Consider the following 14,388-nt stretch of genomic DNA (forward strand, 5'->3'; position numbering starts at 1 on the left):
GCCGGAGGCTCTTTTTTTTATCCTATAAATTCCTTTCAAACCAGCCGGCAATGGCTTCCAGCCTTTTTACCCGGAGAAGCGGATTGCCGCTTCTTGACATCTCATGGTTTTGTTCCGGAAAACGGAGGAGTTTGACTGTTTTATTCTGCGCCTTCATCACCGTATACAGCTGCTCAGCCTGCTCCATTGGACAGCGGTAGTCTTTTTCGCTGTGCAGGATCAGGAGAGGTGTACGGATTTCTCCGGCGTATTTCAGAGGGGAGCGGTCCCAAAGCATTTCGGCATCTTCCGGCATGGTTCCCCCCAATTCCGTTGATGTAAATGATGGGCCTATGTCGCTCGTCCCGTAGAAGCTGATCCAATTGCTGATGGACCGCTGTGTAACGGCTGCTTTAAACCGGTTCGTGTGGCCGAGCATCCAGCTTGTCATAAAGCCGCCGTAGCTCCCACCGGCCACACCGATCCTTTCCGTGTCCACAAAATCAAACCGTTCAATTGCCGCATCCAACGCTGTTAGCAGATCCTTGCAGTCGCTTCCCCCATAGTCTCCTCTCACAAGGTTCGCGAAATCCTGACCATACCCCTGGCTTCCTCTCGGGTTCATATAGAGAACCGCATAGCCCATTGAAGCAAGCATCTGAAACTCATGCATATAAGTATGGCTGTACATCATATGTGGACCGCCGTGGATTTGGAGGATGAGCGGGACCTTCCCGTCTTCCCCTGCCCCGGCTGGCTTCATAATCCATCCGTGAATGACCCATCCATCCTCAGCCTCTGCTTCAAACGGCTCCGGGATTGACCGGACAGTCTGCTGCAGCCATGAACTGTTGGAAAACGTCAGCTGATTAAGCTCTCCTGTAAGCACGTTCAGTTCAAATAGTTCAGAAGGGGCTTCAGGACTGCTGATGGTGAGGAGGGCAATATGCTCTTCCGGATGCAGGCTGAGCCCGTTTATATGCTCGGCTTCCAATCGGACCGGATACATAAGCCCTTCAATGGATCCGTAGTACAAACCCGTACTGCCGCGATCTGACGCAAGCAGATAAAACCCTTGTGAATCGGCCGTCCATTGAATCCCTCTGTATACACTTCCAAAAACACTGTCGCTGACGGCTGCATCAGCAGCATGCATATCCCAGTCGCGTGTAAGACACTGCAAGGTTTCCAGCTGCAAATCATAAAGCCACAGCTTCTGCAGAGTAGCCCCTTCAAATTCCTTTTCATGACCAAGGAATGCGAGGAACCGGCCATCCGGGGAAAATTGCGGCTTAGAATAGACCCCTTTTCCAGTCGTTACCTTCCTTATCTCTCTAGACTGCAGATCGGCAATCCGGATTTCCGAAACGAATCCTTCTTCAATGCTCGGTGAAGGGTAGTGAACAAACGCAAGACTGCTTCCCGACTGTGCCGGATCCTCTGCATCCGCAGATCCCTGCCAAAGCTCCCGCACCTTCCGGCTGCTCAGCCGAAGAGCAAAAACCCTGTTTTTCCTGTCTTTAATTAAACCGGTTCTGTCGGATTTATAGTGAAGTTCAGTCGCTGCAAGCGGAACCGCTTCTGCTTTTTCCGCGTCTTCAAGAGCTGCATCCTCTCTCAAATAGGAGAGGAAAATCAGCTCGTCATTCCCATTCCAAACCGGCTGGGATACTCCCTGCCCGCTGAAGGTCACTTGTTTTGCCTCTCCATCCGGCACGGTCATTACATACACCTGCAAGATTCCTGTTCTGTCTGACAGGAATGCAAGTCTCCCATCAGGAGACCAGGCTGGTGAGTGATTTTTACTTTTGCCCTCAGTCAGGCGGCACTGCCTGCCCGTTTCGCGGTGCAGGTAAAACAGATGCGTTTCGTATTTGTTTGTTTGTGTGTTGATGGTGGTCTCAGTGTATACAGCCCCCTGTCCGTCCGGTGCCATTAGCGGGTCTGCCACGAATTTCATCCGGTACAAGTCTTCTGCTTGTATGTTTTGCTTTTTCAAATATGTACACTCCTTTTATTACCTGTGCTTACGCCGGTTTGCTCAGCAATTGCTCCCCATTTTGGCTGAAAGCAATCCGTCCCTAACTATTTCGGCTGCCGAAGTCAAACTCCTTCAATTTTATGGGAACCAATCGAGGAAAATAAGAAAAAGACACGCATTACGATGCGTGTCACATGCTTCCAGAAGGATTGCAGCTCGGCAGCCGTTCAACTGTGCTTCCTTCCTCCGGTACAGATAAGAGGGCCACCTCACAGGCCGGAAACCGTTCTCTGAGCACATCAGCCACTTTTGACCCGCTGCCTGGTGCCGCAAATGCGATCATTGCCGGGCCTGCTCCACTGAGAGCCGTACCAAGTGCCCCCGCTTCCTTCGCGGCCCGTGCTATAAACTCAAGCTCAGGTACAAGCGTTCCTCTGTAAGGCTGATGAAACAGGTCCTTTTCCATCATTTTACCGGCAAGCTCCCAATCTGAAGCCATTAGGGCAGCGGTAAACGTGTTTCCTACAGCCCCAGCCTGTACAGCTGTTTTAAAGGGAAGGGTGACGGGCAGCACGTCTCTTGCATCCTTTGTAAAAACTTTATAAGAGGGAATCACTGCAACCGGGTCCATCTGAAATCGCGGCAGACGGATGATGTCAGTGTCTGAAGCAGTATGCAAACCGATCACAAGGCCCCCGTAGACAGACGCCCCTGCATTATCGGGATGGTCCTCCTCGAGGCTTGAGAGGCGTGCTTTCTCCTTTAGTGAAAGGGAGAAGCCGCAAAGCGCATCAGCGAGCTCGATTCCAGCTACTATAGCGGCCGCACTGCTTCCGAGACCCCTTGCTACCGGAATATCGCTCCAGACCTTTACCTTACAGGCAGGCAGAGTTCCTCCATAAGCAGCGGCCGTCCGGGCAGCGACCTGATAAATCAAGTTATCGGTGCCTTCAGGCAAACCTTCTGTTTCGGCACTTTCTGACTGAAAGTGCCACTTGTCTGCAAGGGTAACGGTCAAAATCAAGTACCGGCTGAGGGCAAGGCCGATGGAGTCAAATCCGGGCCCAAGGTTTGCCGTGCTGCCTGGCACTTTAATTTTCAGCATGTCACCATCTTTCATACCGGCTGGACTCCTTCAAGGCGTTCAAGGATGGCAGACTCGTCATTTGACAGCAGGATTGGCTTTATTTCATTGTGGTCGATGGCCGTATTCGGATCTTTCAGGCCATTTCCTGTTAATACGGAAACAATGCGGGTTCCTTTTTGCAGTTCGCCGGTCTGCAGCTGTTTTATCACACCTGCGATCGATGCACATGAGGCAGGTTCTGCAAAAATCCCCTCTGTTCTGGCAAGCAGCCTGTATGCATCGAGTATTTCTTCATCAGTCACTTCATCAATCTTCCCGCCCGAAGTCTCGGCCGCTTCAACTGCCAGACTCCAGCTTGCAGGATTGCCAATCCTGATGGCAGTGGCAATGGTTTCAGGCTGCTCAATCACCTGATTCCGGACGATCGCCGCCGCTCCTTCTGCTTCAAAGCCTCTCATCTGAGGCAGCCCGGTCTGCCTCAGCTCATTGTATTCTTTGAACCCGCGCCAATAAGCTGAAATATTGCCCGCATTTCCTACCGGAATAGCGAGTACATCAGGTGCCTTGCCGAGCACATCGCAAATCTCGAATGCAGCGGTTTTCTGGCCCTCAAGCCTGTAGGGGTTGACTGAGTTGACCAGTGTAATGGGAAGTTTTTCACATACACTTCGGACCATTTTAAGCGCATCGTCAAAATTACCCGGGATGGAATAGATCTCAGCTCCGTACATGACTGCCTGGGCCAGTTTTCCGAATGCGATCTTTCCATCCGGAATCACTACGATGCACTTCATCCCTGCTCTTGCGGCATAAGCTGCAGCTGCAGCTGATGTGTTACCTGTTGACGCACACATAACGGTATTGCTTCCTTCTTCTTTAGCTTTCGCTACGGCCATCACCATTCCGCGATCCTTAAAAGATCCAGTCGGATTGGTTCCTTCCGTTTTAACATACCAGTCTACACCAAACTGTTCAGATAGGCTGGGAAGGCGCAGCAGGGGCGTGTTGCCTTCATTCAGGCTCAATTCCGGAGTGCTTGAGGTTACGGGAAGGAAATCTTTGTATTCTTTCAGCAATCCTCTCCAGCTCATACTTCCCCGTTCCCTTCCACCCGGTACGTACTTTTTACTTTTGAAACGACTTCCAGGTTCTCGAGCTGCAATTGGATGTCTGTAAAGTCTCTTTGGGAAGCATGGTGCGTTACAATCACAATTTCAGCAAGCTCACTGTTTTTCAGCGGCAGCTGCAGGATCTTCTCAAAGCTGACTCCTCTCTCTGAGAACAGACCTGTAATTTTTGCAAGGGCTCCAACTTGATCCTTCACATGAATGCGCAGAAAATGCTGAGCATGAATTTCTTCCGGCCGCTTCATCTGCTTTTCATACTGAGGAGCAACCGCACTCCGTCCGTTTACTCCGAGCCTCATATTTTTCATGACGCCTACAAGATCGGAAACGACTGCTGTAGCGGTGGGAAGACTTCCAGCTCCCGGCCCGTAGAACATCGTTTCCCCTACAGCTTCTCCGTACACATACACGGCGTTGTATTCATCATTTACTGCTGCAAGCGGGTGGTGATCCGGCAAAAGTGTTGGCTCTACGCTCACTTCAATGCTGTTCTGCTGCCTGTGGGCGATGCCAATCAGTTTCATGGTATAACCGAGCCGCTTACTATAGTTGATATCTTCATCGGAAATCGCAGAAATCCCTTTTACCTGCACATCCTGCAAATCGACATTCATCGAAAAGCCGAGTCTTGCGAGGATCGCCATTTTTCTGGCGGCATCCAGCCCTTCCACGTCAGCAGTAGGATCTGCTTCAGCATAGCCAAGATCCTGTGCTTCCTTCAGCACTTCTGAATATGGACTTCCATACTTGCTCATCTTCGTCAGAATAAAATTGGTCGTCCCGTTCACGATTCCCATCATTTTCGTGATCCGGTCAGAGGCAAGCCCGTCAACAAGCCCCCTGAGAATCGGAATGCCCCCGGCCACACTTGCTTCATAAAACAAATCACAGCCGTTGCGTGTAGCTGCTCCCAAAAGTTCAGAGCCGTACAATGCCATGAGGTCTTTGTTTGCAGTCACTACATGTTTTTTCCCATGAAGTGCTTCAAGCAAATATTCCTTTGTTTGTTCAATTCCGCCCATCACTTCAATGACTACATCGACTTCTTGATCCCGGATTACTTCATAAGGATCTGTAGTCAGCAGCGCAGGGTCAACATCGATCAGACGCTGTTTATCTTTTTCACGGACAAGGACTTTTTTCAATTCAACCGGACAGCCCACCAGATGCTGCAATTTATCCTGGTGCTCCCGGATGATCTTCACTACACCGCTTCCAACCGTACCTAGTCCAAGCAGTCCTACTTGTATAGCATTCATCTGTATGGTCTCTCCTCTCCTTACAAATGTCTTTTCATAAAGGACATTTGTATCTGTATAATAGACATTTGATATATAGTAGCATTATAAATCTCGTCATATTATTTTACAAGGCTGAAATTTCTGTTTAATTTGTTGTAAACGCTTTATCATACGGCTATCCTGGCTTTACTTTTTCTCCTCAGCCGCCGTGAATTGGGCAAACGCTAAAAACCGGCCTGGTCACGGCCGGTTTTGCATCCCCTATCTTCCAATCCAATGAAGCAAAGGCAGCTGAATTCTTCTCGTCCGCATCGAAAGCATATTGGAGTAGGAGGCGAGAAATTGTTCATACTCCTCCGAGCGTTCCAAAATAGAATAGAGTTTCTTTTCATATACCGGTTTTTGCTGCTCAGAAGACAAATAGTAGTCTTCTATGCATTCAAAATAGTGAATCGGAAATAAAAGCCTGCTGTAAATCAGTCTCCAGCCGAATGATGAGAGCGGGACCGTACGGTCATAATCTGCGAGGAAGCTTCCTCCCCTTTTCTTTAGCCGGTCCGGAAAGTGAAGGAACTCATGTCTGAGGTACTCGGCAACATCCCGGCTTGCATGATCAAACACCCAATCTGTCGGCAGCTTGACTGGCAGCTCGTTCGTCCACAGCTCGGAATGGAAGCGGTTGTGACAGATGGTCGCTGAGTCGGATGCTGCCGGCTCGTCATCCAGCTCCGTGTCGACCAAATATTGAATTCCGTTCTCCGCCATCCCCAGATAATAAGGAAACGATTCAATGAACAGCTTTTCGAAATGGTCCAGCGGGTGGGCCTGCACCTTTCCTCTCCAGAAAGCCTCGAGCTGGTCTATTCTCCGTTCCCATAAATCCTTCCACTGTCCGATGCGCTTCATTTTGTCCGCCTGATAAGAATAGCTTCTTGCTCTTTGATGAAACTGGGCAAGCTCCCGCCCCTCCGTAAGGCTTCTCGGCTGGATCGTATCCGGGCATTTTAGGACCGCATATCGTTTTCCGTCCTTTTCTGCCGAGAGTGTCCCCTGGAGTGACGGCCAGAAAGCTGCTACGTATGGTTCTCTTTTTTCCTGTAAATACTGACTCATATAATAAAGCTCGAACAGTTCCTGCTCATCAAGCTGCGGTACCGGAATAATGAAGCCTGTTGTACCCCCGATCCGAAAAGCATCGTATCCGCCTGCTTTGAATATCCCCGATGCATGAAGGCCGAATTGTTCTTTTAAAAATTCTTTCAAGCGGAACCAACTCCATTTCAGGCAGTCTATACCCTATCCTAATCTGCCGGACGTTGGAATATGCTATCTTTTCATAAGGGCATACACGCTTTCAGCAGGATTGTATAAACTGATCATAAACAGCTTTTGCTACCTAAAACAGATAGGATGATGCGGATGGAAAAGCGCAGCATGGATGATGTAGAGAAGAAAGCGCGGCAGAAAATGGCTGAGCGCGGAGTAAAAATTAAAGATATTGCAGATCTGGTATACTTTCTGCAGAAAAAATACCATCCCGACTTGCAAATGGACGACTGCCTCGCCAATGTGGAGCGGGTCCTTGCTAAAAGAGAAGTTCAAAACGCCATCCTGACCGGCATCCAGCTGGACGAACTGGCTGAGAAAAAGATGCTTGAAGAACCTCTTCAGGGGATTATTGAAAGTGATGAAGGTCTTTACGGAGTCGATGAAATCATGGCCTTTTCCATCGTAAACATATACGGGTCCATCGGTTTTACCAATTACGGATACATCGATAAGGAGAAACCGGGAATCCTCGGCTACCTTAATGATAAATCAACCGGCATGTGCCACACGTTCCTGGATGATCTCGTAGGAGCCATCGCTGCGGCTGCCTCAAGCAGACTGGCACATCGGGCTGCGAATACGGAGTGAATCGGGTCTGGCCCGGCGATGCAAAATCTTCTTTCAGGGGATCTGCATTCGGGTTTTGTTCTAACTTGGGTTATGCTGGCGGGGCCGGTTTTTAATGTTGTTGCACTGACCCCACTTACGCTAAAGCACTAAACCTCCGTCCCCTGCACTTCAAACTGCAGGTACAGCCGAGGTTTGGAGCTTGATTGCTTGTTACCCGGCTGCTTTAAAGCACGGAGGGTCAGAGCAATGCACTGACCCCACTTACGCTAAAGCACTAAATCTCCGTCCCCTGCACTTCAGACTGCAGGTACAGCTGGGGTTTGGAGCTTGGTTGCTTGTTACCCGGCTGCTTTAAAGCACGGAGGGTCAGAGCACCCATTTCATGCACCATCCCAATTAAAAATCAGTAAAAAGCCCTCCCCAATACAAGGGGAGGGCTTTTCCATTACATCCGGTTGAACCATTCATCAAGGGAGTGCACCGCGTATGTGGGCTGCACTTCCACACTATGAAGGTGCTCCTTCTGTGTTACGCCGGTATGAACGATCAAGGTGTCCATCCCGGTGCGGATGCCGGCCATGATATCGGTGGCGTAGTTGTCTCCGACCATCAGGACCTCTTCTTTCGGCAATCCAAGCACATCAAGAGCCTGTTCCATAATGATCGGCTCCGGCTTGCCGATAAAGACCGGCTCGGTTTGAGTGGAAACAGCAATGACTGAGGTTAAAGAACCGTTGCCGGGCAGCAGCCCTCGTTCGGTCGGAATGGCAATATCCCCGTTCGTCGAGATGAACGTGGCGCCGTTCCGGACAGCAAGGCAGGCGGCTGCCAGTTTTTCATATGTGATGCTGCGGTCGATGCCGATGACGGCAAAGTCCGCATCCTCTCCACCCTCTGCAAAGCCTTTTTCCTTCAGGGCAGCCTGAATTCCCTCTTCTCCGATTACATAGGCCGAACCGCCCGGTTTGAGTTCATGCATATAATTGGCGGTTGCCTGGGAAGTGGTAAAGACCTGTGAAGGCTTGGCCTGAATGCCAAAACCGTTCAGTTTTTCGGCTACCTTTTCCGGAGTGGCAGAAGAATTGTTTGTGACGAACAAGTATGGAATTCCTTTTTCATTCAGCAATCTGACGAATTCCCCGGCTTCTTCAATCTTTTCTGTTCCTTTGTACATCGTCCCGTCCAGATCAATCAAATAGCCTTTGTATGTTTTCATTGTCAAGCTGCTCACTCCTGCAGAAATTAGTTTCGAAAAGCAGACACGGGTCCAAGTTCATTTTCAAGATATGTTCTCACTTTTTGAGGGAAAGATGCAAGTACATCCTTATGCTTGTCCAAAAGGACCTTCAAGTCATTTGAATCGGCTGACACATACTCCTGAACGAGAGGCTTTCGATAAAAGACCAGATCCTTCAGACCTTGTTCGTCTTCCGGAGCTGCCACCTTTTCGTCCAGCAGGATATCAATAATGTCTTCATAGCTGCCCGGATCCCTCATGATAAAGCCGTCAATCAAAGCATTGCCGGTATCCAGAATACATTCAATCATTACATGTCCAAGCCTCTGAAGTGCGAGCTGTTCCATCCTGCTGTCAAAAGTATGAGCAGAATAAAAGCTTAACAGCTCTTCCATTAGCTTCAGCTTTTCTTCAATTTTCTCCCGGTCGACAAAGTACATTCGTTTCCCCCCTATGAAAGGCTTTTTACATTATACACTTGCTTCAGGCAAACTCCATTAAGCCATCCGCTTGTGAGCGTTCCTGCTGCAATGGAACAGCAGGTGTTCATCTCCCTAATAAGCTACCCGCTCTTTCTGAAGCAGACCTGGCTTGGCGTAAAAATAGCCCTGAGCCAGATCGACACGGTTTCGCGCCAGCACATCCGCTTCCTCTTTCTTTTCGATCCCTTCAGCCACGACGAGCGATCCCGTCTCCCTTGCAATGAGGAGAAGGCCCTTAAGCATGGATTCCTTTACACGGTTCGTATCAATGTTTTCAATGACAGATCGGTCAATTTTGATAATATCCGGCATAACCTCACTGATTGTGTGCAAGCTGGAGTACCCTGCTCCGGTGTCATCCACTGCAATCCGGATGCCAAGCCCTCTTAATGCCTGTATATTATCCTTAAAAAAAGCCATCCCTTCAATTGAATCCCGCTCAGTAATCTCGAGTATGATTTTTGCCGGATCCACTGAAGGATGCCTGTTTAAGGCTTTTTTTACTGAAGGGACAAACCGTTTATTCCCAAGTGTAAGCGGTGTAAAATTGATGTATATCTCTTCTTTCGTGCCGCTTTCGATAACAAGATGGAGTGTTTTTTCCAAAATCAGCATTTCGAGGTCATAAACCATTCCAGTCTGCCTGGCAATGGAAAACAGCTGAAGCGGGTTTTCGAGCCGCGTGCCCGCCGGTCCCCTTGTGAGGATTTCCCATGCTTGTATCGTGTTTGATTCCAGCTCGATTATAGGCTGCGCAAGCAAACGGATTTCCTGTTTCTGAATGATTTCCCTCATACTCGCCATAATGTCCATGTATTTCGAATGGACCCGCTTTTCAGCCATTTCCGCGGCCTGCTGCTGAGCCAGCTGGATCGCCTCCTGGGCAGAGCCCTTTGACCGGTCTACAAACATGTAGCCTGTCTCCGCTGCAAAATGAATATACGGGTATTCCTTCACAAGCCACTTCCGTACCTGATGGATCAGGAAGCTGATGAACTGTTCGATGTAAGGTACGCTCTGCTTACTGTCATCAATTTTCAGAAAAACGATTATCCCTTTATTTTGATAATCGTGCACTACCAGTATATCATCCCGGTAATCCGACGTCTCCAATATGAATTTAATCTCGCGCTTCAGGCCGCTGCATAGTTCTCTTTCCTGAAAGGGTTCAAGCTGTGAAAGGATCTCCTTGGTGTTCGTGCTTTGAATGACAATTCCCGCAACCTTCCTCCCTTTCACAACTGCATCGTAAACGCCTTCTAGAAGAGGGTTGCGCAGGATGAATTGCGGCGGAAAATATCTTAAGTAGGTATATGGGAGTAAAATTTTACTCCATTTAATCATTCTTCTTATATTTATAGTCCATAATTCCTGTAGCATAGTCTCAACCCTTCTGATATCACGTCTGCAAGTACTACCATTTTACCATAAAGAATGAAAAATCAAATTTCTATTTAGATTTGGTATAATTTAACGAAAAGCGTGGAGTGATTAGATATGGAGCGTTTTTATTTATACGATGAAACGGATGAAACAAAGACAAGGTTCGTGAGCTTTATGGGAGACCATCAGCGTTTTGATTTGGCTCTTATTCAAACAGACCGTTATTACGGAAAGGTCATTGTATTAAATTTGCAAAGCAGCCGATTTGCGATTATCGGCCCCGATGATTTGGAGGAGGAAGGCCTGATTCAGCACTCTTTTGACTTGTCCGGTGAGGAAGCAGCTGAGCTTACAGAATTTTTGTATGAGTGTGTAGGATAAACGGACACACTACACGTATGTAAGCAGAGGTGATAAGGATGGCAAGAGATGAAGAAGAGTACCATGATTTTTCGAATGTGGAGAAGATGAGGAACTATGTTACACCGGAGATTACTCCTGAGGGGCCTTACGGGGCGCCAAGAGGCAAGGATTCACCTGTGGAAAACAAGAGCACCCCATGGCATGAGGGCCAGCGATATTACAGCGCGTTCAATTACGAAAACAAAAACCTGCACCAGGAGCTTCCGAGGCAGCACCCCGGTGCCCATCCGCCCCATGATGACCCGGACAGGAATGAACAGTAAAAAAGAGCATTCGCAGCAGCGAAGCTCTTTTTATTTGCGGGTTCTTTTTAACACAAAGTAGGCGCAGCCAAAGTTGCAGTATTCATACAGGTATTCATCGAGCGTGCTGATTTTTGTATCATACGATGCTTTTTGATTCTGGTCATCAAAAAACCCCTTCAGCCTGAGCTGGCCGTATCCCCAGTCACCAACAATGTAATCGTATTTATTTAAGATATCTGAATAGCGCGCTTTGAATGCCTCTTCGTTAAACCCGTCCCGCTCATCTTTGCAGATCTCATAATGGATATTTTGTACTGTAACCACTTTTTCAGCGCTCCTTATCAGGACATCTATTTTCTATTATCATAGCCCATTTTCCCTTCTCCATCAATTGCTAGGAGAGCTTTCCCTGTAAAACAGCCATCCTAAAGGCAGGAGGTGCAGCAAATGAAACGACTGTATGTGACCGGAATGGTCATGCTTGCTGTTATCAGCAGCGCGGGCTGCCGGCAAGCGGGTGAGGAAGGAAAATCCAATCTCACTGATGAGAATGGCAGTACCATTCAGGTGGATGAGAACACAAAAATGTATCAGCGTACCGGAAATGAATCAAAAAAAGAGGAGCGCACAGAAGCTTATGGGTTTGTCCGCCACAGCAAAAAAGATTTGATGAAAAACGGCGAGCAAACCGAATATTACGGAATTGACCGGAAGGAACTTGCAGACACGATCAGCGGGCTGACTGTTCAGCTTCCTGGTATCAGTGAGGCGGCAACTCTTGTGACAGACGAAGAAGTTCTCGTAGCCTACCGGCGCGCAAGCGGAGATCGCAGCCAGATGGCAGATATGGTGAAAAGAACAGCCATCTCTGTTGTTCCGAGGTACTATCATGTGTACATTTCCGACAACCCGGCTTATTTCGACCAGCTTCAGTCCTACAGCCGCATGGATTCCGAAAGCCGTGATGCAGATGCCATCATCGGCAAATTAACGAACGGGATGAAAAAAGATTCTCCCCAGGGCAAAGCAGTTAATAAAGGAGAAAACGCAAATGGGGAAGAAACCGGCGAAATGAGCGGAGATGGAATGGAACGGTAAATGGCGGCAGCATAATCGCAAAAAAGTGTCTCCTCTGATCAGGAGACACTTTTTTGATTGATTTATGCTTTTGCCTGGCGCTGCCTGGATGCTTCGTTGACCTGCTCATCCGCGTGATAGGAAGAACGGACCATCGGGCCTGCTTCACAATGGCTGAAGCCTTTGCTCATCGCAATTTCTTTAAGCTCTGCAAACTCATCCGGGTGATAGTATTTCTGCACCTTTAGATGTTTCTTTGAAGGCTGCAGATACTGGCCGATTGTCATGATGTCCACATCGTTTGCTCTCAGATCATCCATCGTCTGGATGATTTCCTCTTTCGTTTCACCAAGGCCAACCATAAGCGAGCTTTTCGTCGGGATATCCGGCTGAAGCTCTTTGGAACGGCGCAGAAGTTCAAGAGAACGGTCATATTTCGCACGTGCACGCACTCTTGGAGTGAGGCGTTCTACCGTTTCGATATTATGATTCAAAATGTCGGGACGCGCATCCATCAGTGTTTTCAGGTTCTCCAGGGAACCGCCCATATCGGATGGCAGCACCTCTACGGTAGTGAACGGGCTTTTTCTGCGGATCGCACGGACCGTTTCAGCGAAAACCTGAGAGCCGCCGTCTTTCAAATCGTCTCTCGCAACCGCGGTGACAACGGCATGCTTTAAATTCATCACAGCAACGGAATCGGCAACACGTTCCGGCTCCTGAAGGTCAAGTTCAGTCGGGAGACCGGTTTTAACGGCACAAAAACGGCAGGCCCTTGTACAGACGGATCCAAGGATCATAAAGGTAGCTGTTCTGCGCACCGCCCAACATTCATGAATATTCGGACATTTTGCTTCTTCACAAACCGTATTCAGCTTCTGTTCTCTCATCAGCTTTTTCAAGCCTGTGTAATTTTCATTCGTATTCAGTTTTATTTTTAACCATTCCGGTTTACGTAAGTGTTCCTCTTGCTTTGCCAACAAAATCATCTCCAGTATGTAGTCTTGTGAGCCGGTAAAACCACTTGAAAACGACACCGTAAACGGATACAAAATCCGTTCATCTTTTTCCCTGCAATCTCCACTTTACCATACAAAAGGAAACCAGGACAAGGAAAAGCATGCCTTGGATTTCTAACATTTACTACGAATGGAATCTCCGCCCGGCTTCAAACTATAGGTATTGGCAAAAGCTCAGAAAGGAGGCCTGAAGCCATTGCGCTGCATTATTCTGGCATGTTGTCTGCTTCTCGCCATCCCCCTGCCGGCTCAGGCTGCTGCAGCAATGGATGAAGAAGCTGCAGCAAATGCAAAACGATTGCAAATGTTTAAAAAAACCGGCAGACAGACCCGGATCTCGTGGGAACTTCTAGCCGCTGCGGATTTATTTGAGCACAATGTAAGACTCTCACGCAGAGATCTTCCTAAACAAACCGGGCTGATCGGCCTCTACATTCCTCCGGAGCGGTGGAGCGGCCCTGCAAATCCCCTTCCTTCAGACGACAATCCTGTCCGGATCCGGCTGTTTGGCGGGATCGGCAAAGACGGCAACGGAGATGGCCGTGCCGACCCGAAGAGTGATGAGGATGTCCTCTATTCATATGCTTCGTTTCTGTCACAGTACGGTAGAGGACTGGAAAACAGCAAGATTGGTCTGTGGGACTATTACCAGCGTGATAAATCAGTTGGCATTATTTTAGGCCATATGAAAGTGATTAAAAAAACAGGGCATTTAAATCTGGCAGGTCGGTCGTTCCCCGTTCCAATCCGCTATAACTACAGCTACCGGAGTACGTGGGGAGATGCCCGCGGCTGGGGCGGCAGAAGGATACACGAAGGAACGGACGTATTTGCGGATTATGGTGTACCCGTGCTCGCTACTTCATATGGAGTAGTTGAAATGAAAGGCTGGAACCGCTACGGAGGATGGCGCGTAGGGATCAGAGATGTCCGCAACACGTATCATTATTACGGGCACTTGAACGGTTTCGCCAAAAACCTCCGGGAAGGAATGGTCGTTAAACCGGGCGAAGTGATCGGTTCTGTAGGCAGCTCTGGCTATGGACCGCCGGGAACTGCCGGAAAGTTCCCGCCCCACCTTCACTACGGAATGTATAAAGACAACGGCCGGACCGAATATTCATTTGACCCATATGCTTACTTGAGGATTTGGGAACGCGGAGATAAAAAGAAGAGGAAGAAGTAAAAAAAGCTGCCGGGCACACTGG

15 protein-coding genes are annotated in these 14,388 nt (G+C 48.7%); 5 read left to right on the plus strand and 10 right to left on the minus strand.

Features of this window, described 5'->3' with window-relative positions; all coding sequences use genetic code 11:
* Window positions 1-22: 22 nt before the first annotated feature.
* The 5 genes from GKZ89_RS10630 to yutH all read right to left on the minus strand — a co-directional run bounded on the left by GKZ89_RS10630 (window position 23) and on the right by yutH (window position 6,678).
* Window positions 23-1,978 carry a S9 family peptidase gene (locus GKZ89_RS10630; RefSeq protein ID WP_155112384.1) on the minus strand — a complete coding sequence of 652 codons (1,956 nt, stop codon included), beginning with the start codon at window positions 1,976-1,978 and terminating at the stop codon, window positions 23-25.
* 172 nt (window positions 1,979-2,150) lie between these two features.
* Entirely contained in the window at window positions 2,151-3,080 is a 930-nt protein-coding gene (thrB, locus tag GKZ89_RS10635) for a homoserine kinase (RefSeq protein WP_155112385.1), read from the minus strand.
* The gene (gene thrC, locus GKZ89_RS10640; protein WP_155112386.1) at window positions 3,077-4,138 is read right to left on the minus strand and encodes a threonine synthase; all 1,062 of its coding nucleotides are present in this window, start codon (window positions 4,136-4,138) and stop codon (window positions 3,077-3,079) included. The genes thrB and thrC overlap by 4 nt, the downstream gene beginning before the upstream one ends.
* The gene (locus GKZ89_RS10645; RefSeq protein WP_155112387.1) at window positions 4,135-5,433 is read right to left on the minus strand and encodes a homoserine dehydrogenase; all 1,299 of its coding nucleotides are present in this window, start codon (window positions 5,431-5,433) and stop codon (window positions 4,135-4,137) included. The genes thrC and GKZ89_RS10645 overlap by 4 nt, the downstream gene beginning before the upstream one ends.
* Before the next feature lie 243 nt (window positions 5,434-5,676).
* The gene (gene yutH, locus GKZ89_RS10650; RefSeq protein ID WP_162356720.1) at window positions 5,677-6,678 is read right to left on the minus strand and encodes a spore coat putative kinase YutH; all 1,002 of its coding nucleotides are present in this window, start codon (window positions 6,676-6,678) and stop codon (window positions 5,677-5,679) included.
* Between the two features lie 156 nt (window positions 6,679-6,834).
* On the opposite strand from yutH, the gene GKZ89_RS10655 reads away from it, so the two are divergent.
* Window positions 6,835-7,332 (plus strand): phosphatidylglycerophosphatase A family protein, encoded by a 498-nt coding sequence (locus GKZ89_RS10655; protein ID WP_162356721.1) that lies wholly within the window; start codon window positions 6,835-6,837, stop codon window positions 7,330-7,332.
* 427 nt (window positions 7,333-7,759) lie between these two features.
* Here GKZ89_RS10655 and GKZ89_RS10660 read toward each other — a convergent pair whose 3' ends face one another.
* The 3 genes from GKZ89_RS10660 to GKZ89_RS10670 all read right to left on the minus strand — a co-directional run bounded on the left by GKZ89_RS10660 (window position 7,760) and on the right by GKZ89_RS10670 (window position 10,413).
* Window positions 7,760-8,530: a TIGR01457 family HAD-type hydrolase gene (locus tag GKZ89_RS10660; RefSeq protein ID WP_155112475.1), complete on the minus strand. Its 771-nt coding sequence runs from the start codon at window positions 8,528-8,530 to the stop codon at window positions 7,760-7,762.
* A gap of 26 nt (window positions 8,531-8,556) precedes the next feature.
* A complete protein-coding gene (locus tag GKZ89_RS10665; protein ID WP_155112390.1) occupies window positions 8,557-8,991 on the minus strand; it encodes a DUF86 domain-containing protein in 435 nt (144 codons plus the stop codon).
* A gap of 114 nt (window positions 8,992-9,105) precedes the next feature.
* Complete coding sequence (locus tag GKZ89_RS10670; RefSeq protein ID WP_241680214.1) at window positions 9,106-10,413, minus strand: EAL domain-containing protein; 1,308 nt, start codon at window positions 10,411-10,413, stop codon at window positions 9,106-9,108.
* A 117-nt stretch (window positions 10,414-10,530) separates the two neighbouring features.
* On the opposite strand from GKZ89_RS10670, the gene GKZ89_RS10675 reads away from it, so the two are divergent.
* Together GKZ89_RS10675 and GKZ89_RS10680 are read left to right on the plus strand one after the other, a co-directional pair.
* Complete coding sequence (locus GKZ89_RS10675) at window positions 10,531-10,797, plus strand: DUF3055 domain-containing protein (RefSeq protein ID WP_155112391.1); 267 nt, start codon at window positions 10,531-10,533, stop codon at window positions 10,795-10,797.
* 38 nt (window positions 10,798-10,835) lie between these two features.
* On the plus strand, window positions 10,836-11,102 hold the full coding sequence (locus GKZ89_RS10680) for a cytosolic protein (protein WP_155112392.1): 267 nt from the start codon (window positions 10,836-10,838) through the stop codon (window positions 11,100-11,102).
* A gap of 30 nt (window positions 11,103-11,132) precedes the next feature.
* On the opposite strand, the gene GKZ89_RS10685 is transcribed toward GKZ89_RS10680, so the two are convergent.
* Window positions 11,133-11,408: a YutD-like domain-containing protein gene (locus GKZ89_RS10685; RefSeq protein WP_162356723.1), complete on the minus strand. Its 276-nt coding sequence runs from the start codon at window positions 11,406-11,408 to the stop codon at window positions 11,133-11,135.
* A gap of 123 nt (window positions 11,409-11,531) precedes the next feature.
* Between GKZ89_RS10685 and GKZ89_RS10690 the strand changes: the two genes are divergently transcribed.
* Window positions 11,532-12,182 (plus strand): YhcN/YlaJ family sporulation lipoprotein, encoded by a 651-nt coding sequence (locus tag GKZ89_RS10690; protein WP_155112394.1) that lies wholly within the window; start codon window positions 11,532-11,534, stop codon window positions 12,180-12,182.
* Between the two features lie 62 nt (window positions 12,183-12,244).
* Here the strand turns inward: GKZ89_RS10690 and lipA are convergent, their stop codons facing one another.
* Window positions 12,245-13,141 (minus strand): lipoyl synthase, encoded by an 897-nt coding sequence (gene lipA, locus GKZ89_RS10695; RefSeq protein WP_155112395.1) that lies wholly within the window; start codon window positions 13,139-13,141, stop codon window positions 12,245-12,247.
* Between the two features lie 226 nt (window positions 13,142-13,367).
* On the opposite strand from lipA, the gene GKZ89_RS10700 reads away from it, so the two are divergent.
* Complete coding sequence (locus tag GKZ89_RS10700; RefSeq protein ID WP_277753225.1) at window positions 13,368-14,366, plus strand: M23 family metallopeptidase; 999 nt, start codon at window positions 13,368-13,370, stop codon at window positions 14,364-14,366.
* Window positions 14,367-14,388: the final 22 nt, after the last annotated feature.

The sequence above is a fragment of the Metabacillus mangrovi genome (assembly GCF_009711125.1).
Taxonomy (GTDB): domain Bacteria; phylum Bacillota; class Bacilli; order Bacillales; family Bacillaceae; genus Metabacillus_B; species Metabacillus_B mangrovi.

What these genes read in the sequence shown, in the direction of transcription:
- GKZ89_RS10645 (WP_155112387.1), bottom strand. Translation starts at nt 5,433, where the DNA reads ATGAATGCTATACAAGTAGGACTGCTTGGACTAGGTACGGTTGGAAGC.
- GKZ89_RS10665 (WP_155112390.1), bottom strand. Translation starts at nt 8,991, where the DNA reads ATGTACTTTGTCGACCGGGAGAAAATTGAAGAAAAGCTGAAGCTAATG.
- GKZ89_RS10655 (WP_162356721.1), top strand. Translation starts at nt 6,835, where the DNA reads ATGGAAAAGCGCAGCATGGATGATGTAGAGAAGAAAGCGCGGCAGAAA.
- GKZ89_RS10675 (WP_155112391.1), top strand. Translation starts at nt 10,531, where the DNA reads ATGGAGCGTTTTTATTTATACGATGAAACGGATGAAACAAAGACAAGG.
- GKZ89_RS10670 (WP_241680214.1), bottom strand. Translation starts at nt 10,413, where the DNA reads ATGCTACAGGAATTATGGACTATAAATATAAGAAGAATGATTAAATGG.
- GKZ89_RS10690 (WP_155112394.1), top strand. Translation starts at nt 11,532, where the DNA reads ATGAAACGACTGTATGTGACCGGAATGGTCATGCTTGCTGTTATCAGC.
- GKZ89_RS10680 (WP_155112392.1), top strand. Translation starts at nt 10,836, where the DNA reads ATGGCAAGAGATGAAGAAGAGTACCATGATTTTTCGAATGTGGAGAAG.
- thrB (WP_155112385.1), bottom strand. Translation starts at nt 3,080, where the DNA reads ATGAAAGATGGTGACATGCTGAAAATTAAAGTGCCAGGCAGCACGGCA.
- thrC (WP_155112386.1), bottom strand. Translation starts at nt 4,138, where the DNA reads ATGAGCTGGAGAGGATTGCTGAAAGAATACAAAGATTTCCTTCCCGTA.
- GKZ89_RS10660 (WP_155112475.1), bottom strand. Translation starts at nt 8,530, where the DNA reads ATGAAAACATACAAAGGCTATTTGATTGATCTGGACGGGACGATGTAC.